The sequence below is a fragment of the Gracilibacillus oryzae genome (assembly GCF_009498735.1).
In the GTDB taxonomy this organism is placed as follows: Bacteria; Bacillota; Bacilli; order Bacillales; family Amphibacillaceae; genus Gracilibacillus; species Gracilibacillus oryzae.
Window position 1 is genome coordinate 276,187 of sequence record NZ_ML762425.1, and the last position, 21,158, is coordinate 297,344.

At 36.1% G+C, this 21,158-nt stretch carries 22 protein-coding genes; 17 read left to right on the forward strand and 5 right to left on the reverse strand.

The features are described from left to right. Window positions 1–7: 7 nt before the first annotated feature. Entirely contained in the window at window positions 8–445 is a 438-nt protein-coding gene (locus tag F9U64_RS04105; protein WP_153401964.1) for a MerR family transcriptional regulator, read from the forward strand. Between the two features lie 21 nt (window positions 446–466). Further along, window positions 467–1,798, forward strand: a complete 1,332-nt coding sequence (glnA, locus tag F9U64_RS04110) for a type I glutamate--ammonia ligase (RefSeq protein ID WP_153401746.1) — start codon at window positions 467–469, stop codon at window positions 1,796–1,798. A gap of 185 nt (window positions 1,799–1,983) precedes the next feature. On the opposite strand, the gene lexA is transcribed toward glnA, so the two are convergent. Next, window positions 1,984–2,604: a transcriptional repressor LexA gene (gene lexA / locus F9U64_RS04115; RefSeq protein WP_153401747.1), complete on the reverse strand. Its 621-nt coding sequence runs from the start codon at window positions 2,602–2,604 to the stop codon at window positions 1,984–1,986. Window positions 2,605–2,880: 276 nt separating this feature from the next. Between lexA and F9U64_RS04120 the strand changes: the two genes are divergently transcribed. The 6 genes from F9U64_RS04120 to F9U64_RS04145 all read left to right on the forward strand — a co-directional run bounded on the left by F9U64_RS04120 (window position 2,881) and on the right by F9U64_RS04145 (window position 7,591). Beyond that, window positions 2,881–3,546 (forward strand): YneB family resolvase-like protein, encoded by a 666-nt coding sequence (locus tag F9U64_RS04120; RefSeq protein ID WP_153401748.1) that lies wholly within the window; start codon window positions 2,881–2,883, stop codon window positions 3,544–3,546. Between the two features lie 58 nt (window positions 3,547–3,604). Then, complete coding sequence (locus tag F9U64_RS04125) at window positions 3,605–3,829, forward strand: DUF896 domain-containing protein (RefSeq protein ID WP_153401749.1); 225 nt, start codon at window positions 3,605–3,607, stop codon at window positions 3,827–3,829. A gap of 147 nt (window positions 3,830–3,976) precedes the next feature. Further along, window positions 3,977–5,974, forward strand: a complete 1,998-nt coding sequence (tkt, locus tag F9U64_RS04130) for a transketolase (RefSeq protein WP_153401750.1) — start codon at window positions 3,977–3,979, stop codon at window positions 5,972–5,974. A gap of 122 nt (window positions 5,975–6,096) precedes the next feature. Further along, window positions 6,097–6,321: a YneF family protein gene (locus F9U64_RS04135; protein ID WP_153401751.1), complete on the forward strand. Its 225-nt coding sequence runs from the start codon at window positions 6,097–6,099 to the stop codon at window positions 6,319–6,321. Between the two features lie 90 nt (window positions 6,322–6,411). Further along, window positions 6,412–7,116, forward strand: coding sequence for a cytochrome c biogenesis CcdA family protein (locus F9U64_RS04140; protein WP_153401752.1), 705 nt, complete (start codon window positions 6,412–6,414; stop codon window positions 7,114–7,116). 43 nt (window positions 7,117–7,159) lie between these two features. Further along, window positions 7,160–7,591 carry a Na(+)/H(+) antiporter subunit B gene (locus tag F9U64_RS04145; protein ID WP_153401753.1) on the forward strand — a complete coding sequence of 144 codons (432 nt, stop codon included), beginning with the start codon at window positions 7,160–7,162 and terminating at the stop codon, window positions 7,589–7,591. A gap of 27 nt (window positions 7,592–7,618) precedes the next feature. On the opposite strand, the gene F9U64_RS04150 is transcribed toward F9U64_RS04145, so the two are convergent. Next, complete coding sequence (locus F9U64_RS04150) at window positions 7,619–8,101, reverse strand: DUF2621 family protein (protein ID WP_153401754.1); 483 nt, start codon at window positions 8,099–8,101, stop codon at window positions 7,619–7,621. Between the two features lie 236 nt (window positions 8,102–8,337). On the opposite strand from F9U64_RS04150, the gene F9U64_RS04155 reads away from it, so the two are divergent. The 7 genes from F9U64_RS04155 to F9U64_RS04185 all read left to right on the forward strand — a co-directional run bounded on the left by F9U64_RS04155 (window position 8,338) and on the right by F9U64_RS04185 (window position 16,418). Continuing rightward, a complete protein-coding gene (locus F9U64_RS04155; protein ID WP_228275579.1) occupies window positions 8,338–9,423 on the forward strand; it encodes an ATP-binding protein in 1,086 nt (361 codons plus the stop codon). Window positions 9,424–9,623: 200 nt separating this feature from the next. Beyond that, on the forward strand, window positions 9,624–12,329 hold the full coding sequence (acnA, locus tag F9U64_RS04160; RefSeq protein WP_153401755.1) for an aconitate hydratase AcnA: 2,706 nt from the start codon (window positions 9,624–9,626) through the stop codon (window positions 12,327–12,329). Between the two features lie 274 nt (window positions 12,330–12,603). Beyond that, complete coding sequence (locus tag F9U64_RS04165) at window positions 12,604–13,215, forward strand: TlpA family protein disulfide reductase (RefSeq protein ID WP_194287275.1); 612 nt, start codon at window positions 12,604–12,606, stop codon at window positions 13,213–13,215. A gap of 210 nt (window positions 13,216–13,425) precedes the next feature. Then, a complete protein-coding gene (locus F9U64_RS23465) occupies window positions 13,426–13,974 on the forward strand; it encodes a hypothetical protein (RefSeq protein ID WP_153401757.1) in 549 nt (182 codons plus the stop codon). Window positions 13,975–14,082: 108 nt separating this feature from the next. Then, window positions 14,083–15,687, forward strand: coding sequence for an AAA family ATPase (locus F9U64_RS04175; RefSeq protein WP_153401758.1), 1,605 nt, complete (start codon window positions 14,083–14,085; stop codon window positions 15,685–15,687). Between the two features lie 3 nt (window positions 15,688–15,690). Continuing rightward, window positions 15,691–16,113 (forward strand): acyl-CoA thioesterase, encoded by a 423-nt coding sequence (locus F9U64_RS04180; protein ID WP_153401759.1) that lies wholly within the window; start codon window positions 15,691–15,693, stop codon window positions 16,111–16,113. Next, entirely contained in the window at window positions 16,113–16,418 is a 306-nt protein-coding gene (locus F9U64_RS04185; RefSeq protein ID WP_153401760.1) for a hypothetical protein, read from the forward strand. The genes F9U64_RS04180 and F9U64_RS04185 overlap by 1 nt, the downstream gene beginning before the upstream one ends. 117 nt (window positions 16,419–16,535) lie before the next feature. Here F9U64_RS04185 and yidD read toward each other — a convergent pair whose 3' ends face one another. From yidD to plsY, 3 genes are all read right to left on the reverse strand, one after another. Further along, window positions 16,536–16,772, reverse strand: coding sequence for a membrane protein insertion efficiency factor YidD (gene yidD, locus F9U64_RS04190; protein ID WP_153401761.1), 237 nt, complete (start codon window positions 16,770–16,772; stop codon window positions 16,536–16,538). A gap of 17 nt (window positions 16,773–16,789) precedes the next feature. After that, window positions 16,790–17,713, reverse strand: a complete 924-nt coding sequence (gene folE2, locus F9U64_RS04195; protein ID WP_153401762.1) for a GTP cyclohydrolase FolE2 — start codon at window positions 17,711–17,713, stop codon at window positions 16,790–16,792. 130 nt (window positions 17,714–17,843) lie between these two features. Beyond that, window positions 17,844–18,431, reverse strand: coding sequence for a glycerol-3-phosphate 1-O-acyltransferase PlsY (gene plsY / locus F9U64_RS04200; RefSeq protein WP_153401763.1), 588 nt, complete (start codon window positions 18,429–18,431; stop codon window positions 17,844–17,846). Between the two features lie 226 nt (window positions 18,432–18,657). On the opposite strand from plsY, the gene F9U64_RS04205 reads away from it, so the two are divergent. Both F9U64_RS04205 and parE read left to right on the forward strand, forming a co-directional pair. Next, window positions 18,658–19,077 (forward strand): CoA-binding protein, encoded by a 420-nt coding sequence (locus F9U64_RS04205; RefSeq protein WP_323125818.1) that lies wholly within the window; start codon window positions 18,658–18,660, stop codon window positions 19,075–19,077. Between the two features lie 122 nt (window positions 19,078–19,199). Continuing rightward, window positions 19,200–21,149 (forward strand): DNA topoisomerase IV subunit B, encoded by a 1,950-nt coding sequence (parE, locus tag F9U64_RS04210; RefSeq protein WP_153401764.1) that lies wholly within the window; start codon window positions 19,200–19,202, stop codon window positions 21,147–21,149. Window positions 21,150–21,158: the final 9 nt, after the last annotated feature.

Consider the following 21,158-nt stretch of genomic DNA (forward strand, 5'->3'; position numbering starts at 1 on the left):
TTAAGTGATGTGTATAATAGAAGCAGATAAGTTAATAGAAAGAGGTGAGGATGTGAGCGATTTAGACAGACGGTCGATGCCATTATTCTCTATTGGGATTGTTAAATCATTAACTGATTTAACTGCAAGACAAATTCGATATTATGAGCAGCATCAACTCATTCATCCTTCTCGTACTGAAGGAAATCAGCGGCTTTTTTCTTTTAATGATGTCGACAGACTTTTAGAGATCAAAGAGCTGATTGAGAAAGGTATTAACTTAGCAGGCATTAAGCAAGTTCTATTGATGAAAGATATGCCGACAACTGTTGAAACTGAGAAAGAAGAAACTCCTGAACTGTCAGAGAAAGAGCTGCGCAAAATATTGCAAAAAGAGTTAATGGATGCTGGCAGATTAGGCAAAACATCGTTAAGACAGGGAGAATTATCACGATTCTTCCATTAAAATAAAAAGGAGAGTATATTAATGGGAATAACGAAAGAAGAAATCAAACAAAAAATTGCGGAAGAAAATGTAAAATTTATTCGTCTACAGTTTACTGATCTATTAGGTACAATTAAAAACGTTGAGATTCCTTTAAGCCAGTTAGACAAAGCATTAGATAATGAAATGGTATTTGATGGTTCCTCTATTGAAGGATTTGTCCGTATCGAAGAATCTGATATGAAATTGTATCCAGACTTAGATACTTTTGTAGTTTTCCCTTGGACTTCTGAAAAAGGTAAAGTAGCACGTTTTATTTGCGATATTTACAACACAGATGGTACTCCTTTTTCTGGCTGCCCGCGCTACAACTTAAAACGCAACTTAAAGAAAGCTGAAGAACTTGGTTTTACATCATTTAATATTGGAACTGAACCTGAATTCTTCTTATTCAAACTAGACGAAAAAGGTGAACCAACACTTGAATTAAATGATAAAGGTGGTTATTTTGATCTTGCACCAACAGATTTAGGTGAAAACTGCCGCCGTGATATCGTATTAGAACTTGAAGAAATGGGCTTTGAAATTGAAGCATCTCACCACGAAGTAGCACCTGGTCAACATGAAATTGATTTTAAATATTCTCAAGCAATCAAACATGCTGACGATATCCAGACATTTAAATTAGTCGTAAAAACAATTGCTCGTAAACACGGTTTACATGCAACATTTATGCCGAAACCATTGTTTGGTGTTAATGGTTCAGGTATGCACTGTAACATGTCTTTATTCAAAGACAAAACGAATACTTTCTTAGATGAAAATGGTCCACTTCAATTAAGTGAGACAGCATACCAATTTATTGCTGGTATTATCAAACACGCACTTTCATTTACTGCTGTTACAAATCCGACAGTAAACTCTTATAAGCGTTTAGTGCCTGGTTATGAAGCACCTTGTTATGTAGCATGGTCTGGTGCAAACCGCAGTCCTTTAATCCGTGTTCCTGCATCTCGTGGTTTAAGTACACGTGTTGAGGTCCGCAGTGTTGACCCTGCAGCTAACCCATACTTAGCATTATCTGTATTATTAGCAGCTGGTTTAGATGGTATCGAAAATAAATTAGAAGCACCTAAAGCAGTAGACCGTAATATTTATATTATGGACAAAGAAGAAAGAGAAGCAAACGGTATTGTAGATTTACCGGCAACTCTAGCAGATGCTTTAGAAGAATTGAAGAAAGACGAAATTATTATTGAAGCTCTTGGGGAGCACTTATTCGAACATTTCATTGAATCAAAAGAGATTGAATGGGATATGTTCCGTACTCAGGTTCACCCTTGGGAAAGAGAACAATATATTTCCACATATTAATCTAGTGAACTCCTTGATGCCGTTGGTGTCAAGGGGTTTTTGCTGTTATAATTAAATCATAAACCGATTTGATAAAAATAAGCTATTTTCCATTAAATTAAAAGTGAGAAGTATGGGAATTACTATATAAAAAAACCAGCAAAAGTTTGCCGGATTTTTTTAGAACTTGATAGAATTAATTTAATCTATAGATGTCGATATAAACCTACTACCTTCCCTAAAATACTCACATTTTCATAGATAAGAGGCTCCATTGTCGCATTTTCCGGCTGCAGTCTAATATGGTCTTTTTCTTTAAAGAACCGTTTGACAGTTGCTTCACTTTCTTCCGTCATTGCCACGACAATATCTCCATTAATCGCAGTGTTTTGCTGTTTTACTATAACTTTATCTCCATCAAAGATTCCTGCCTCAATCATACTGTTTCCTTCAATGATAAGGACAAATAATTCATCTCCACTATGGACATCAGTACTCGGTATGGGAATATATTCTTCAATATTCTCAACTGCTGTTATGGGAAGGCCTGCTGTTACTTTACCAATAACAGGAGCATAGGTAGCTTCTGTTTTAGCAACTTCTGACTCATTCTCCTGTGATAAAACTTCAATTGCTCTCGGCTTAGTGGGATCTCTACGTATATATCCCTTTTTTTCCAATCTGGCTAAATGCCCGTGTACAGTGGAGCTTGAGGCAAGGCCCACAGCTTGGCCGATTTCACGAACAGATGGCGGATAACCTTTTAAATCTACTTGTTCTTTAATATATGCAAGTATTTGTTCCTGGCGCTTTGATAGATTTGTCATAATCAATACTCCTTTGACGTATGATTTATTAAGAATATTATAACATATGTTCGGATAAATCACAAACATTCGTTCGAAAAAACACTTGACAAGAACCTTTGTTCGTATATAATAAAAGTACGAACAAAAGTTCTCTGGAGGGATATAAATGTTAAAAAAGTTGTCCAAGATTGATTTATTCTATTTGATTTCTTTTGTTGTTGGAATTATCTTTTTATATAGTTCATTTATTTTTAATGTTTAATATTAGAGTAGAAATCAAGGAGAGTAACTATTTTGAATGCCGTCATATATTGCCGTGTTAGCACAGAGAAAGAAACACAAGCAAGTTCACTGGAAAGACAAGCTGAAGAGTTGACCCGATTTGCACAGTTAAAGGGTTATCATATTGTAAAATTAATTAAGGAAAAACAAAGTGGCTATGAGATAGAAAGGGAAGGGATTTTTGAGCTCTTAGAATGGTTACAACAGGATAAAGCAGACATTTTATTAATTCAGGATGAAACCAGGTTAGGTAGAGGGAATGCTAAAATTGCCTTGTTGCACCAATTAGCAAAAATGAAAATTCCAGTTTTTACTATTGCTCATAACGGTAAGCTGGAACTTTCAGAAGGTGATTCAATGGTATTGCAGATTGTCTCTATTGTAGAGGAATACCAACGGAAGTTACATAATGCAAAGATCAAAAGAGGAATGAAGAAGGCAATTGATAATGGCTATAATCCAGCCGAAAACCTTTCCAACCAGCATTTGGCGCAAGGGCGGGAAAGAAAAGATTTTCCTGTGGAGGAAGTTATTAGACTAAGGGGAAACAACCTTACTTTCGCAGAGATTACTTCCATATTGCGAGGTATGGGCTATAATGTGTCGAAAGCTACTGTACATCGACGCTACAAAGAACACGAATTGCTTGAAATAAACAAAAAAATTGATTTACAATGAGGAGAGTATACAAAAACTGTATACTCTTTTCTATATTTGATGAAAAAGGAGTATAATAATGCTGTCAAAAGATAAAATAGCAAGGATTAATGAACTGGCTAATAAAGCAAAAAAAGAGGAATTAACTCAAGAGGAAAAGCAGGAACAGCAAACGTTAAGACAAGAGTATTTAAATAATGTCAGAAAGTCTTTTAAAAACCATATGAAAGGAATGACAGTAATTGATCCAAACGGGAATGATGTAACTCCCGATAAATTAAAGCAACTTAAATCAAAGAAATAGTGTACACTATTTCTTTGATTACAGCATAATATAGAGTAATAAATATAAAAAATTAGCTTTTTTCGAGTGAGATACTTGTCTAATCTTCATTTTCGTTATAGGATTATAGATGTGCGTACATATTTTGTTTTTGAAAGGGGAAATAAAATGTCAACTCAAATTGAACAAATGTCTATAAATACAATTCGTACATTGTCAATAGACGCTATTGAAAATGCTAACTCTGGGCACCCTGGTTTACCGATGGGAGCTGCTCCAATGGCTTACACATTATGGACAGAGCATATGAACCAAAATCCTAAAAACTCAAAATGGTTCAACCGCGACCGTTTTGTATTATCTGCTGGTCACGGTTCCATGTTATTGTACAGCTTACTGCACCTTGCAGGATATGACCTTTCTATTGAGGAGCTTAAAAACTTCCGTCAGTGGGGCTCTAAGACGCCTGGACACCCGGAAGTACACCATACAGATGGGGTAGAAGCAACAACTGGTCCACTTGGTCAGGGTATTGCAATGAGTGTTGGTATGGCTATGGCTGAAAAACACTTAGCAGCGAAATACAATAAAGATAACCTTAATGTTGTTGATCATCATACATTTGCTATTGTAAGTGATGGGGACTTAATGGAAGGGATCTCTCATGAAGCAGCATCTCTTGCAGCACACTTAAAGTTAGGTAAATTAATTGCAGTGTATGATTCTAATGATATTTCATTAGATGGTGAATTAAACAAGTCATTCTCTGAAAACGTGGAAGATCGTTTTAAAGCATACGGCTGGCAAGTTATCCGTGTCGAAGATGGAAACGATACCCAAGCGATTTCTAAGGCAATTGCGGATGCAAAAGCAAACACTGATCAGCCAACTCTTATTGAGGTTAAAACAATTATCGGTTTTGGTTCTCCAAATAAATCAGGTTCTGCTGCATCACACGGTGCACCACTTGGAACTGACGAAGTAACATTAACAAAAGAAGCATACAAGTGGGGGCATGAACCATTCCATGTACCTGATGAAGTATATGCTGACTTTGAAACGAAAATTGTAGAAAAAGGTCAGTCTGCTGAAAAAGCTTGGAACGAATTGTTTGAGTCATATAAAAATGCTCATCCAGAATTGGCAAAAGAATTAGATGAAGCGATTCAAAACAAATTACCTGAAGGCTGGGACCAGAATCTTCCTGTATATGAAGAAGGAAGCAGTGCGGCAACTCGTGCTACATCAGGTGAAGTGTTAAATGCAATCGCTAAAACTGTTCCATCTTTATTTGGTGGTAGTGCTGACTTAGCTGGTTCAAACAAAACCAACCTGAAAGACGCAGGTGACTTCTCAGCTGCAGAGCCAGATAAACGCAACATCTGGTTTGGAGTTCGTGAATTTGCTATGGCTGCTGCGTTAAACGGTATGGCCTTGCATGGTGGGCTTAAAGTATTCGGTGGTACTTTCTTCGTATTCAGTGATTATTTACGTCCAGCAGTGCGTCTATCAGCAATTCAAAATCTACCTGTAACATATGTGCTAACACACGATTCCATTGCAGTAGGGGAAGATGGTCCAACTCACGAACCTGTTGAACAATTGGCTGCATTCCGTGCAATGCCTAACCTTTCTGTCATTCGTCCAGCTGATGGAAATGAAGTACAGGCAGCATGGCGTTTAGCATTGGAATCAACTGACCAGCCAACAGCACTTGTTTTAACACGTCAAAACCTTCCAGCTCTTAAAGGTACGGCAGAAAATGCTTATGAAGGTGTTAAAAAAGGTGGTTATGTGGTTAGTCCATCATCAAAAGAAACTCCTGATGCTATCTTGGTAGCAACTGGATCTGAAGTACAGCTTGCTGTAAAAGCTCAGGTTGCATTAAAAGCTGAAGGAAAAGACGTTAGTGTTGTAAGTATTCCATCATGGGATCGTTTTGACAAACAAGACGCATCTTACAAAGAGCAAGTGCTTCCTAGTGCTGTAAAGAAACGTGTGGGAATCGAAATGGCTTCCTCTCTTGGCTGGGAACGTTATGTAGGTACAGAAGGCAAGATTATTGCAATTGATACTTTTGGTGCTTCAGCTAATGGAGAAAGAATTATTCAGGAATATGGTTTTACTGTAGAAAATGTAGTAAAACACGTGAAAGAATTATTTTAAGTAGATTAAAGAGATCCTTAGCGTAATTGCTAAGGATTTCTTATTTTGTTTAATCTATGCTTGTATTATTATTCGACATTTACTATACTGTATGAGAGAGTATTTGAAGGAGGAACAAACAGATGAGCACTTTTCTGTGGATTATTTTCATCGTGGTTGCACTTCTAGCCGGTGTTGCTCTCGGCTTTTTTATCGCGAGAAAATATATGATGAATTATCTAAAGAATAACCCGCCAATTAATGAACAAATGTTACGAACATTAATGATGCAAATGGGACAAAAACCATCGCAAAAGAAAATTAAGCAAATGATGCGTGCGATGAATAACCAAGTGGATAATAAATAATGTAACAAATTTGTCGAAATAGAATCCTTGCTAAATATAAGCAAGGGTTTTATGCTATTTATAGACCTTATTTGATTTGGAGTGACTGTTTTGACAGATCTGAATATTTTTATTGCCTTTGGTGCTGGTTTTTTATCATTTATTTCTCCATGTGTACTGCCTTTATACCCTGCCTTTTTGTCCTATATAACGGGAATGAGTGTAAATGATATTAAAGAAGAACAAGGAATGTTTAATTATAAGAGTATTATTCACACATTGTGTTTTCTGCTCGGTTTTTCAAGTATTTTTATTTTGTTAGGTTTTGCTACAAGCTTTATTGGAGAATTTCTATTCAGATGGGATGATTTGATCAGGCAAGTTGGGGCAATATTAATAATATTCTTCGGTTTAGTGATTGTAGGTATATTGAATTTCTCCTTTTTAATGAGAGAGAAGAAGTTCTCCTTTAAAAATCGGCCTGCAGGCTTTATTGGTTCTTTCATCATTGGAATGGCATTCTCCTTAGGTTGGACTCCATGTACAGGACCGATTTTAATGGCAGTTATATCTTTGGCAGCAACAGATACTGAAGCAGGAATATTATTGATGTCTGCCTATTCATTAGGTTTTGCTGTACCATTTTTTATTCTTGCATTCTTTATTGGAAAAATGCAATGGATTAAAAAAAATGCACAAAAACTAGTCAAAATCGGCGGATATGTTATGATATTTATGGGTTTCTTTTTATTTTTTGATTTAATGACTAAATTAACATCATTTTTAGCAAGCTTTTTTGGTTTTCAAGGTTTTTAAAAAACCGTACATAGTATAAATTTATCGAGAGGAGAGTATTGGAATGATCAATACGAAAACGAATGACCTTATTTTAAGGACAATGACACTGTTAATTTCGTTTATTTTGTTAGGTTTTTCTGTTTATATTTTCTTAGCAGGACATAATGCACCCGGCGGCGGGTTTGTTGGTGGATTGATGACATCTGCAGCTATTGTGTTAATGTACATGGCATATGGATATGAAGCAGTAAACAAAATCCTTCCAGTCAATTATCGCTTCTTAATTGGACTTGGCTTACTTATTGCTGCTTTAACTGCGGCAGGATCTTTCTTGTTTGGTCAGCCATTTTTAAGTCAGACATTTGATTATTTCCATTTTCCTGTTTTTGGAGAAGTTGAATTGGCAACTGCCACTTTATTTGATATAGGAGTGTTCTTTACAGTTGTAGGTATTTCGCTTACTATCGTTCTTTCAATTTCTGAAGATCAATAAAAAAACGCAACGACAGCACAGATTTTACTATGATTTCTTTTGTGCTTTTGTTGCGTATTTTTTATTATTATAATCATCAGGTGAGAGTTCGAATAACTTAATATAAGGTGCTATATCAATATGTTTTTCTGCTAATTTCTTTTTGAGAAATTTATGATCTCTCTTAGGTGTTGCTAATATATACCCTTCAACTAAGATATCCTGTGTGATTGTTTTCTGTTTTCTTTCTAATGCAATTTGTCCGATTTTTGCGGCTATTTTTTGTCTTGCAACATCTCTGAATAATTCCGGGACAGGGGATACAAGATCTTCAAGAAATTCTTTCTCTGATTGCCGCCATAATTGTTTGGACTTGTTTACATAATACTTTTCCCAGTCAAGATCAGATCGTCCATCCTGCTTGGGGAGACTTTTCAAAAATTTCCGAAACATAAAATAACCACCTACGGAAAGTAAGCCTATTAGAATAAATGTCCATGTTACAATAAACATGGAGAAGCCAAATGACATATAAAATCCCTCGCACTTCTTTTAAATGGTAAATTCACTATCAAGAACATTTTCATTTCCTGTAATTTATAGTAATATTACAATGAATAATAAATAAAAGTCATGTTCTTACATTTTTCTCATATTATTTTAGTAGAACATTAAAATTATAGCAAGATATTCATTTGTTTTACAAATTTTATTTTTAAATAATTGAGAAGTATACAGTGAATAAGGTCGCAGAGGAGGGGAATATATTGAACCATGTTGACATAGTGAAAAGAAATAAAGGTAAAGAATTTAAGGCGAGTGAAAATATATCGTCATTACCGGCTGAAATATTAGATGCGATTGAAAAGTCAGGTTTTGATTTAATAACGATAAGTGATTTTTCAGGACAGATTTCATTTGTGTCAGATTCCGTAGAAAAAGTACTTGGATATTCCAAGGCTGATTTAATTGGTAAATCAATCTTTCGTTATATTTTACAAGATGACAAAAGATATATTGAACAGCATTTCGACCATTATTCCGATACATCTCAAAAATTTTATATACATATTAGACATCAAATGGGAAAATACATTATTTTCGAATTAAACAGTACAGTGATAGAATGGCCTGAAGGTCATAAGCAAATCCTGACAGTTGCGAAAGATATTTCAGATAAAAAACAAGCAGAAGAAATTTTTATCAGGTCAGAGAAAATGTCCATTGCAGGGCAATTAGCTGCGGGTATTGCCCACGAGATACGGAATCCTTTAACATCGTTGCGGGGGTTTATTCAGTTATTGGAGGCAGGGATGGAGAACAAAGAGGCTTATTATAAAATTATGATGGATGAGATAGAGAAGATAAACACGATCACCTCTGAATTACTCTTTATTTCCAAACCAATGACGGATGAAAAGTCGGAAGCAAGTGTTACTGAAATGGTATCTGATGTCATTACATTATTAAAAACACAGGCAAATCTGTATAATATAAACTTATTATTTAATGTAGAAGAAGAGATAGTTATTTATTGTGATCGCTCCCAACTTAAACAGGTATTTATAAATTTAATTAAAAATGCCATTGAGGAAATGGCTGATGGTGGAGATGTTATCACAACAATCAAAAAAACGGAGGAGTACTGTATTATTTCTATCAAAGACCAGGGGCCAGGTATCCCGAAACATCTTATCCATAAATTGAAGGAGCCTTTTTTTACAACCAAAAAGAATGGTACTGGACTTGGCCTGATGATATCTAATCAGATAATTGAAAATCATCATGGCTTTTTACAGATAGAATCAGAGAATGATAAGGGAAGTACATTTAGTATTCATTTACCTGTGTAAGTGGATTTATATCCATTCATTGCAGATCAACAGAATTATACAAGAAAATCCGTGATTTTTTGCACTGAAACATTTTACTTATAAACCGATTTCATTTAAAATAGTATGGTGCATACTATTAGTATAGTATCTAGAGATATGAATTTAGCAAGATTGTCTATCTTCGGTCTAACATTTTTTAAGGGGGTAACTTAATCAAAATGACAAACGAGAATGCATTTCAAGCAAAAAAACAGTTTGAATTAAATGGGAAGAAGTATAATTACTTTGAATTAAAAGCATTAGAGAATGCTGGTCTAGGTAAAATTGATCGTTTACCTTTTTCTATTCGTGTATTACTTGAATCTTTAGTACGTCAACATGATGGACATGTTATTAAAGATGAACACGTTAAGAGTCTAGCAAACTGGGGGAAAGGTGATGCAGAAGACGTTCCTTTTAAACCTTCCCGTGTAATTTTACAAGACTTCACTGGTGTACCTGCAGTAGTCGACCTTGCTTCATTAAGAAAAGCAATGGTGGATATGGGTGGTTCACCTGACGCAATCAATCCGGAAGTGCCTGTAGATTTAGTTATAGACCACTCTGTACAGGTTGATGAATATGGAACAAGTAATGCATTGCAAGCTAATATGGAATTAGAATTTGAACGTAATGCAGAGAGATATGAATTCTTAAACTGGGCCCAAAAAGCATTTGACAACTATCGTGCTGTTCCACCTGCGACAGGTATTGTTCACCAGGTTAACTTAGAATATATCGCAAATGTTGTTCATGCCATCGAAAGTGAAAATGGTGAGTTTGATGCATTCCCAGATACTTTATTCGGGACTGATTCACATACAACGATGATTAATGGTCTTGGAGTATTAGGCTGGGGCGTTGGCGGTATTGAGGCTGAAGCAGGTATGCTGGGACAACCTTCCTACTTCCCTGCACCAGAAGTAATCGGGGTGAAATTTACTGGCAGCTTCCCTAATGGAACTACAGCAACGGACTTAGCACTTAAAGTAACACAAGTATTACGCGAGAAAAAAGTAGTAGGGAAATTTGTTGAATATTTCGGTCCTGGTCTGAAAGATATGCCTCTAGCTGATCGTGCAACAATTTCAAACATGGCACCAGAATATGGGGCTACATGTGGTTTCTTCCCTGTTGATGAAGAAGCATTAAACTACTTAAGATTGACAGGCAGAAGTGAAGAACAAATCGCTCTTGTTGAGAAGTATTGCAAGGAGAATAACTTCTGGTACTCTCCTGATCAGGCAGATCCAGAATTTACTGACTTAGTAGAGATTAACCTGTCAGAATTAGAGCCAAACTTATCTGGTCCGAAGCGTCCACAGGATTTAATTCCTTTATCTGATATGCAGGATGAATTCAATAAAGCTATTACAGCACCTGCCGGAAACCAAGGTTTTGGTTTAGATGCGTCAGAATTCGATAAAAATGTAGAAATAGATCATCCTAATGGACAAAAATCAGTGATGAAAACTGGTGCAGTTGCGATTGCTGCCATTACATCATGTACAAATACATCTAACCCTTACGTAATGCTTGGTGCAGGTTTACTTGCGAAAAAAGCTGTAGAAAAAGGGTTGGAAGTACCAGCATATGTAAAAACATCACTTGCACCTGGTTCCAAAGTTGTTACTAGTTACCTGGAAAACTCAGGATTAATGCCATACTTAGATCAACTAGGATTTAACTTAGTAGGCTATGGCTGTACAACATGTATTGGAAATTCTGGGCCACTTCGTGAGGAAATCGAACAGGCAATTGCCGATAATGACTTAACTGTTGCCTCAGTATTGTCAGGTAACCGTAACTTTGAAGGACGTATCCATCCACTTGTGAAGGCTAACTACTTAGCATCACCACCTTTAGTAGTGGCATATGCTTTAGCAGGTACTGTGGACATTGATCTGAAAAATGACCCACTAGGAAAAGATAAAGATGGGAAAGACGTTTTCTTCGCAGATATCTGGCCGTCAATGGATGAAGTTCGTGAGCAGGTTGCCAATGTCGTAACACCAGAAATTTTCCGTAAAGAATATGAGAATGTTTTTGAATCAAACGAGAAATGGAATGCCATTGAAACTACGGACCAGCCATTATATTCATGGAATGAGAACTCTACTTATATCCAAAATCCGACATTCTTTGAAGGATTATCTAAAAATGCTGGTACTGTAAATAAATTATCCGGCATGCGTGCAATCGGTAAATTTGGTGATTCTGTGACTACTGACCATATTTCACCAGCTGGAGCTATTGCAAAAGACAGCCCTGCAGGTAAGTACTTGCAGGAAAATGGCGTATCACCTCGTAACTTTAACTCGTATGGTTCCCGTCGTGGTAACCATGAAGTAATGATGCGCGGAACATTCGCTAACATCCGTATTAAAAACCAACTAGCACCTGGTACAGAAGGTGGATACACTACTTACTGGCCAACGGATGAAGTCATGGCAATTTATGATGCAGCAATGAAATACCAGGAAGATGGTACAGGACTTGTTGTATTAGCAGGTAACGATTATGGAATGGGAAGTTCTCGTGACTGGGCTGCAAAAGGTACGAACCTTTTAGGAATTAAAACAGTTATTGCTCAGAGTTTTGAACGTATCCACCGTTCTAACCTTGTAATGATGGGTGTGCTTCCACTTCAATTTAAAGAAGGAGAAGGCGCTGATTCATTAGGATTAACAGGAAAAGAAACATTTGAAGTCCAAGTTGACGAAACTGTTAAACCACGTGATCTTGTTAAAGTAATTGCAACAAGTGAAGAAGGAAAAACAACAGAATTTGAAGTAATTGCTAGATTTGATAGTGATGTGGAGATTGATTACTATCGTCATGGCGGTATTCTTCAAATGGTTTTACGTAATAAATTAGCAAACTAATGAAAAGGAGAGACAGTTATTTTTTAATTAACTGTCTCTTTTTTTGTACTGCAAGCAGCTTATGAGATAATTTACTTGGATAAAAATAATTCCTGGTAAAGCAATCATTTTGTATTAGTCTAATAATCGTTAACTGGATTGGGAATATTAGTATGTTAGACTCTAATTCGAATATTAGACGGAACCATGTTTATCGCTTATAATATACTAAGTAAAATCGATAGGCATTTCGTTGAGTGTATATAGCTTACACTCTGGATAAAGGATGGAAAAGATGAAGAGAAATATTCTTGCATCAGTCTTGATCATTGTGTTGATAGGGATTGTAGTATATACTAATTTTCCGGGACTTTTCAACCAAGCAGATAATTCTGGTCCTAATGAATTTAATGTTACTGGGGATACATCTGTAGATGGGGAATATATTACAGCACCAAACCTGGAAATTCTAAAAGAGGGAATGACAGCACCAGACATTGTGTTAGAGAATCTTCAAGGTGAAGAATTAAATGTGAAAAATATTGAAAGTAACTTTGTTTTTGTCAATTTTTGGGCAACTTGGTGTCAACCATGTTTGAAAGAGATGCCCGATTTGCAGAAAATAGAACAAGAATATAATGACATAGTACAAGTGGTTGCAGTCAATGCAACAAATGTGGAAAGCAGACATAAAAATGACGTTGTTAAAGATTATATTACAGATGGAGGTTACGATTTTACGGTTCTCCTGGACAAAGAAGGGAAAATATATGAGCAATATAGCATAATTAATCTTCCAACAACATTTATTGTGAGACAAAGTGACCAACAGATTGTGAAACGTATTAATGGAATGATGACATATGAACAAATGGAACAATATGTGAAGGAATTGCAGACAAAATAAAGTGAGACTTTGATCAGTGGGTTTTTTAACCTTACCTGATTATTAGCGAAACATATCAGGATGCTTAGTGTCTGTTTATCCCAACTTTCTTTCATTGGGAAACTGGAAGTTCGAGGCGGGTATTACAGACATTCAGTGCCAAGATAAAAAACATGCTCCTCTTAGTGTTTCTAAGAGGTTTTTCTGCAACTTCAGGAGGAGTGATGATAAGTGGACAATCTAAAAATAATCAAAGAAAACTTACATAATTGGCAAAGCTTTGAAGATTTGCCTCCATATACGGAAATCGAACTTTTAAGAATTATGGATCACTATGAGAAAGAATTATTACAATCTGACAGTGGTACAGAAGCTATTATCTATGCCATGCTGATTTTTTATCGACTAAAAAGGAAAGTGACAGATGATCATTTAAATGAATTACTTCAGAATTCTGATGAAATGAGCCATCCAATAGTGCAAGAGATCCAAACACTGAAACATTTCTTTCATGTCTATCAATCACTGGATGATACAGATTTCAGCCAATTTTCTATAAGGGAAACAGATTTTGCGCCGGTAAAACTAAAAAAAGTACGAGCATTAATAACCGAACTGGAAAGAATGACAGAATTAAAAGGAAGGCATGCTTTATCTAAATCTAAATTAAATGATGCCTATCAACTAATTTTTCAACAAGTAGAAAAAGTCGAAGATATAGCAGAAGGATTTGCTTATGCACTGGAACAAAAAAAATCAATCCAGGATATTTCTGTTTAAAATGATGAAGTAGAAAACATCACCAGGAAAATCCAGCTGTTTTACCAGGAACTGCCCCCATTCTTAAAGGAAGATAATAACGAAGACCCATTAGATGAATTAAATGAAATGATCGGGTTAAATCAGGTGAAATCTTATATTAACCAGTATTATCATTATTTAAAGTATCAGAAAAAGCGAAAAGAAGCGGGATTCCAAATGGTTGACGAGCAAGGTTTACATATGGTGATTACAGGTAATCCTGGAACCGGGAAAACAACTATCGCCCGATTACTTGCTAATATTTATTACAGGCTTGGTCTATTAGAGTCAAATAAACTGGTGGAAGTAAACCGGTCTCAGCTTGTTGGCTCGTTTATGGGCCAAAGTGAAGAAAATACATTAAACTATGTGAAAAAAGCATTGGGCGGGGTTTTATTTATTGATGAAGCATATAACTTGAAGCGGGAGGACCAAACTGGAAATGACTATGGACAGACAGTTATCGATACGTTAGTTTCCAGTATGACGAGTCAGGAATATGCGAATAAATTTGCAGTTGTTATCGCAGGATATCCTGAAGAGATGAATCATTTTTTATGGGCAAACCCTGGCTTAAGGAGCAGATTTCCTGATGGGAATTTTATTCAACTACCGGATTTCAGAGAAGTAGAACTACTGGAAATTGCCGAGAATACGGCATTGAAAAATGATTATTTCTTTACAGAAAAAGCACTTTCTTCCTTTCGGTCACTAATAGAAAAAGCGAAGGTTGATGATTCTTTTGGAAACGCAAGAACAGTGAAAGACCTTGTTTTAAAAGTGATTTTCCATATCGGTGCAAAGAGAAGCTTAGTTGATAAGGAAAATTGGTTAAATCATATGCGGATTTCTGAAACAGATATTCTTGAATTGGATCAGGATAAAGCAAATGAACATCCAATGGAGCAGTTAGACCAATTGATTGGTCTCGCAAATGTAAAAGAAGAAGTAAAGAAATTATCAGCGTTTGTAAGAGTCCAACAAAAGCGTAAATCTATGAATTTACCGACCATTCCGATTCAATTGCATGCCGTTTTCTCAGGCAATCCGGGTACAGGTAAAACTACCGTTGCAAAAATCTATGCGAAAGTTCTCAAAAACTGCGGCTTACTCAAAAGAGGCCATTTAGTCATTACATCGAGAAGTGATCTTGTTGCAGGATTTGTCGGTCAAACAGCAATTAAAACAAAAAATAAAATCCGGGAGGCACTAGGAGGCGTTCTCTTTATTGATGAAGCTTATTCCTTATACAGAGGAGACAAAGATTTCGGGAAAGAGGCAATTGATACACTTGTAGATGAAATGACCAGACATAATGAGAATCTTGTTGTTATTTTAGCTGGGTATAAAGATGAGATGAAACGTTTTATCACAAGTAATCCAGGCTTGGAATCACGATTTAAGAAATACTTTCATTTTGAAGATTATACAGACCAGGAACTGCTGGAAATGGTTGTATCTCATACAAAACAATACCAATATTCTTTAACGAAAGAAGTAGAAACCTATTTATTGAGCCAATTTTCTCAAGTCAACATTAATGGTAACGGAAGATTTGTCGTTAACCTAATAAATGAAGCGATCCAATATCAGGCTTTACGAGTAGAAGTTGATGCAGACACCGATCAATTAACAGTACTTCAACAAGAAGATTTTGAATTAGCCTGGAAATCAATTAGGGGGATTAGATAGACAATGATTGTAACAACACCAATTAAAGTAAGATACCAAGAAACAGATCAAATGGGAGTTGTTTATCACGCAAATTACTTGATCTGGTTTGAGATTGGCAGAACAGCATTTATTGAGGAATTAGGGTTCAAATACCATGAGATGGAAGCAGAAGGTGTGGTTTCACCAGTAATTGATGCGAAAATTCAATTTAAGCAGCCAATCAGATATGGGGAGGAAGCCTTTGTCGAAACATGGTTAGTATCCTATAACGGAATAAGAACAACCTATGGTTATCGTGTTTTAACAGGAGACGGTGAAGTTGCAGTGACTGGTGAGACAGAGCATGTGATTGTTCAAAAAGAATCTTTTCGTCCATTATCGTTAAAGAAGAAATTTCCCAATTGGCACAATGCTTATGAAAAGGCAAAAGGAAATGAAAGATAATGGCATTTGGTATTGACCGCAAAACACTGACTGAATGGAAAGAAAATGTTAAGAATGGGAAAATATCTTTCTTAACACATTATTGGATAGATGAACGATTCCCTGGCTGTACAACTGTAACAAAAGTTGGTAGCAATGATTTGAACAAATTAATTCAATGGGGAAAACAGTATGGATTGCAAAAAGAATGGATTCATTTAGATTCCAATTATCCTCATTTTGATCTGTTTGGTGAGCGACAGGAACAAATTTTGTCCGCTGAAAACAAAAGTGATCAGCTGGAGAGGTTAAAGAATACGAAATAAAGTGACACTTGGATTAAGGGATTAAGGTTTGTTATCCTCCACTTATTTGCTCATGTTACCAGAGAGTTGAAGCTGGGAGATTACAGATGGTTAGCACTATAATAAATAAAAGCATGATCATTTTTTCTGATCATGCTTTGTTTCGTTTGGAACTGGGTCAAACCCTCCAGGATGAAATGGGTGACATTTACTGATCCTCTTTATCGTTAAATAAGTTGCTTTAAATATATTAAAGCGGCGATAACATTCCAAACTGTAGTGGGAACAAGTTGGCTGAAATCTGCAGCTCGGTGGAAACAGCGGACTAATAGCAAGCTGATAAAACCGTATGATACCAACAAATAAATACTTCATGGCAATAGTATTCGCCTTTAGGAGTGAAGTGCTTTATCATAGGTAATGGTTGCTAGTGCATCATGTAAATGTATAGATTCTTCATTTTGACATGTAACAGAAAACTTCCGAACAAATGGTAATTCATATAGGTCAGCTGCAACAAGTCGAACAATATCTTCGACAAATCTAGGGTTCTCATAGGCCTGTTCTGTCACCATTTTTTCATCAGGTCTTTTTAAAACTGGATGAATACGGGCACTGGCATTACTTTCCGCTGCTTCAAGCAACGCTGTTTTCCAGTCAATATCTGTCTCATCATAATCTGCTGATAAATCTGCAGTCATTTTTACCATCCCTCTTTGGTTATGGGCACTATATTCACTTATTTCTTTGGAACATGGACAGAGCGTAGTAACTGTACCTTCTAATGCCACATCGACTTTATAGCCGTGATGTTTATCATAAAGTACAGTTAGACGGGCATCAGCGTGATTCACTCCAGTTATTTGGGAACTTGGACCACTTCGCTCGAAAAACCATGGGAAGGTTACAGTAATCTCCGCATCTTCCTGTTCCAGCTTTTCTGTTAACTTTTTCGTAAATTGTTTTAAAGATTCTACCGAAACTTCAAAAGGCTCACCATTACTGTGTTCATACATCAGTTCCGTAAATCGGCTCATATTTGTTCCTTTACTTTCTTTTTTTATTGCGGAAGTCATTTTAAATAGACCAATTGTTGTCTGAGTGTATGGTTTTATTGAGCTGTTAACAATTATAGGTTGTTTGACATTAGCTATTCCTACTTGATCTATATCAAAAAGAAAATCTTTTTTTGTATTTTGTAAATCAGGCATGCTCTCTTTGTCGGTTGGCTTCCGTTTCTCACCAGGTTCAACAGATCCAAAAAGTTTATGTCTTGCTTGCTTATTCGGTAAATGTAATGGTTGATTGCTATGCATGTCCAAAAACTCCTTTCCAGCATTACAATTATTACAAAGTATACTGAATTACATTAAATTATTCAATCTCTACGTTCTTAAAAAGGGAAAGAAAAAACGGAAATGAGAGACCCTGCAACAGATCTCTCATTTATCCCATCCATTTTATCTTGGGTTCTGTTTTATTCAAAATACGTTTGATATTTGCTTTATGACGGAAAATTACGAAGACAGTAAGAAGACTTGTCACTATAATCAAACCAATATCTTGTTGAACAATTGTCACAATTACTGTAATAATTCCTGTTAACATGGAAGAAAGTGAAACATATTTTGTTAAGTACAGAAGTACTAAAAAACTGATCACCATAATAACAAAAAGTAGCCAGTTAACACCTAAAATGACACCGGCAGATGTTGCTACTGCTTTACCGCCTTTGAATTTTGCAAAGATCGGATAGACATGTCCAACTACAGCAAACACACCGATTAATAGTGGATGGATATGATCAAAGTTAAAAAAGAATGGCAGTAATGCAGCTAAAGTTCCTTTTAAAATATCGCCAAGAGTAACAACAATTCCAGCCTTTACACCTAATACACGGAAAGTGTTTGTTGCGCCTAAATTTCCGCTGCCATGTTCTCTGATATCTGTTTTATAGCCGATTTTACCGACGATCAATCCTGTTGGAATAGAACCAAGTAAATAAGCGATGATAATTAATATAATGAATTCCATTAACAAACTCCTTACATCTCTTAATAAATATATTGTAGCATGTATTTCGTAAATTGGATATATTCACTATTTATATTTTCTAAAAACTATGATACATATTAAAGAAGCACATATTAATAATCAAGATTTCATGGCCCATTGACTTATTATTTAATCGTTTGTAATACTGATCGATACTTGCACAAATTAACAGTCCATGGTTTAATCAACTAAAATGAGGTGTAGAATGATGAATATTCAAGAAGAACAAAATTTGATGCTGAAAATGCTGAATAATACGAATACAATTGCAGTAATTGGTTTATCTGATAACACGAATCGAACATCATATCAAATTGCAAAAGCAATGCAGAAGGCAGGATACCGAATTATACCTGTTAATCCTAATGTTGATAAAGTATTGGGAGAAAAAGCATATCCTACAGTACTCGATATAGAGGAGAATTTTGAATTAGTCAATGTATTTCGAAGATCAGAATACCTTGAAGACTTAGCAGTGGAAATCGCTAAAACAAAGGCACCTTATGTGTGGTTGCAGCAAGGTGTTGTAAATGAAAACGCATGTCAGTACTTGGAGCAGCATGGTAAATCAGTTATTATGGACAGATGCATAAAAGTTGCTCATTCTGTATTAGTACGGAAGTAATCCTTTACAAAAAGGAACATTTGTTCTATATTAAAGAAAAATAGATTAACATTTATTATATAATGGCGCTAGAAATCATTGTAAATGTTTTGTTCGGTTTAATGGAAGGGGTAAAATGTAAAATGGTAAATAATACAAGCTATTCAGATGATTCCATACAAGTATTAGAAGGTCTGGAAGCTGTCAGAAAAAGACCTGGTATGTATATTGGGAGTACAGATACTCGGGGATTACATCATCTGGTTTTTGAGATCGTGGATAATTCAGTCGATGAAGCTTTATCTGGACATGGAGATTATATACAAGTGGTGATTCATCCGGATCAGAGTATAACAGTAAAAGACAGGGGGCGGGGGATGCCTACAGGAATGCACCAAACCGGCAGACCAACTCCTGAAGTAATCTTAACTGTGTTACACGCTGGAGGGAAATTTGGCCAGGGTGGTTACAAAACTAGTGGTGGTCTTCATGGTGTAGGAGCTTCTGTTGTTAACGCATTGTCTGAATGGTTAGAAGTGACAATTGAACGAGACGGACAGATCTTTGTTCAAAGATTTGAATCAGGTGGCAAGCCTGTTACAACACTGGAGAAAAAAGGAAAAACAAAAGAAACAGGCACAACAATATCTTTTAAGCCAGACCGTTCGATTTTTACAACAGATGTATATCAGTTTGAGGTACTTTCTGAAAGATTAAGAGAAGCAGCTTTTTTATTAAAAGGGATTACAATTGAACTGATTGATGAACGAAATGATGTAAAAGAAACCTATCATTATCCTGATGGATTAAAAGAATTTGTCCATTATTTGAATGAAGACAAGGACAGTCTGCATCCAGTTGTAGCGTTTGATGGAGAACAGCAGGAGATGGAACTGGACTTTGCATTCCAATTCAATGATGGGTATGCGGAAAATATCTTGTCATTTGTCAACAACGTAAGGACAAGAGATGGAGGTACCCATGAAGCAGGTGCAAAAGCAGGTATCACAAGAGTATTTAATGACTATGCCAGAAAAGTTAATTTACTGAAAGAAAAAGATAAGAACTTAGAAGGAAATGACATTCGCGAAGGATTTACTGCAGTTATTTCAATTAAAATTCCAGAAGAGAAGCTGCAATTTGAAGGACAGACGAAAGGCAAGCTGGGGACTGCTGAGGCAAGGTCAGCAGTTGATACAATGGTAGCGGAAAACCTGCTATACTTCCTTGAAGAAAATCCTGATATTTCGAGCATGCTAATAAAAAAAGCGATCAGAGCGAAAGAAGCCAGACTAGCTGCAAGGAAAGCCAGAGAAGAAGCTCGCAGCGGGAAAAAGAAAAAACGCAAAGATGCTTTGTTAAGCGGTAAATTAACGCCAGCACAATCAAGAAATCCGCAAAAAAATGAATTATACCTAGTGGAGGGGGACTCTGCAGGCGGTTCTGCAAAGCAAGGCAGAGATCGTAAATTTCAAGCTGTATTGCCATTAAGAGGGAAAGTAATTAACACAGAAAAAGCCAAATTAGGTGATGTGTTAAAAAATGAAGAAATCTCTACAATTATTCACACAATTGGTGCGGGTGTCGGAGCTGACTTCTCTTTAGATGATGTACAATATAATAAAATTGTTATTATGACAGATGCTGATACAGATGGCGCTCACATTCAGGTATTATTGCTGACATTTTTCTATCGTTATATGCGTCCATTAATTGAAGCAGGGAAAGTCTTTATTGCTTTGCCGCCTCTATACCAGATCACAAAAGGTAAAGGTGCCAAAATGAAGGTGGAATATGCATGGAATGAAGATGATATGAAGAAGGTTACCAAGCAGTATAAAACTGGTTACCAGCTTCAAAGGTATAAAGGTCTAGGTGAAATGAATGCTGATCAGCTTTGGGAAACCACAATGAACCCTGAGACAAGAACATTGATAAGAGTAAAGATTGATGATTTAGCACGTGCGGAAAAACGTGTCAGCACATTGATGGGAGACAAAGTGGAGCCGCGCCGGAAATGGATTGAATCACATGTTAAGTTTAGTCTGGATGAGGAAGATAACATTATAGATAATGAGAATATTCAAATATAGGAGGAGTAC

What these genes read in the sequence shown, in the direction of transcription:
- F9U64_RS04105 (WP_153401964.1), top strand. Translation starts at nt 8, where the DNA reads ATGTGTATAATAGAAGCAGATAAGTTAATAGAAAGAGGTGAGGATGTG.
- glnA (WP_153401746.1), top strand. Translation starts at nt 467, where the DNA reads ATGGGAATAACGAAAGAAGAAATCAAACAAAAAATTGCGGAAGAAAAT.
- lexA (WP_153401747.1), bottom strand. Translation starts at nt 2,604, where the DNA reads ATGACAAATCTATCAAAGCGCCAGGAACAAATACTTGCATATATTAAA.
- F9U64_RS04125 (WP_153401749.1), top strand. Translation starts at nt 3,605, where the DNA reads ATGCTGTCAAAAGATAAAATAGCAAGGATTAATGAACTGGCTAATAAA.
- tkt (WP_153401750.1), top strand. Translation starts at nt 3,977, where the DNA reads ATGTCAACTCAAATTGAACAAATGTCTATAAATACAATTCGTACATTG.
- F9U64_RS04135 (WP_153401751.1), top strand. Translation starts at nt 6,097, where the DNA reads ATGAGCACTTTTCTGTGGATTATTTTCATCGTGGTTGCACTTCTAGCC.
- F9U64_RS04145 (WP_153401753.1), top strand. Translation starts at nt 7,160, where the DNA reads ATGATCAATACGAAAACGAATGACCTTATTTTAAGGACAATGACACTG.
- F9U64_RS04150 (WP_153401754.1), bottom strand. Translation starts at nt 8,101, where the DNA reads ATGTCATTTGGCTTCTCCATGTTTATTGTAACATGGACATTTATTCTA.
- acnA (WP_153401755.1), top strand. Translation starts at nt 9,624, where the DNA reads ATGACAAACGAGAATGCATTTCAAGCAAAAAAACAGTTTGAATTAAAT.
- F9U64_RS04165 (WP_194287275.1), top strand. Translation starts at nt 12,604, where the DNA reads ATGAAGAGAAATATTCTTGCATCAGTCTTGATCATTGTGTTGATAGGG.
- F9U64_RS04175 (WP_153401758.1), top strand. Translation starts at nt 14,083, where the DNA reads ATGATCGGGTTAAATCAGGTGAAATCTTATATTAACCAGTATTATCAT.
- F9U64_RS04180 (WP_153401759.1), top strand. Translation starts at nt 15,691, where the DNA reads ATGATTGTAACAACACCAATTAAAGTAAGATACCAAGAAACAGATCAA.
- F9U64_RS04185 (WP_153401760.1), top strand. Translation starts at nt 16,113, where the DNA reads ATGGCATTTGGTATTGACCGCAAAACACTGACTGAATGGAAAGAAAAT.
- yidD (WP_153401761.1), bottom strand. Translation starts at nt 16,772, where the DNA reads ATGAAGTATTTATTTGTTGGTATCATACGGTTTTATCAGCTTGCTATT.
- folE2 (WP_153401762.1), bottom strand. Translation starts at nt 17,713, where the DNA reads ATGCATAGCAATCAACCATTACATTTACCGAATAAGCAAGCAAGACAT.
- plsY (WP_153401763.1), bottom strand. Translation starts at nt 18,431, where the DNA reads ATGGAATTCATTATATTAATTATCATCGCTTATTTACTTGGTTCTATT.
- F9U64_RS04205 (WP_323125818.1), top strand. Translation starts at nt 18,658, where the DNA reads ATGATGAATATTCAAGAAGAACAAAATTTGATGCTGAAAATGCTGAAT.
- parE (WP_153401764.1), top strand. Translation starts at nt 19,200, where the DNA reads ATGGTAAATAATACAAGCTATTCAGATGATTCCATACAAGTATTAGAA.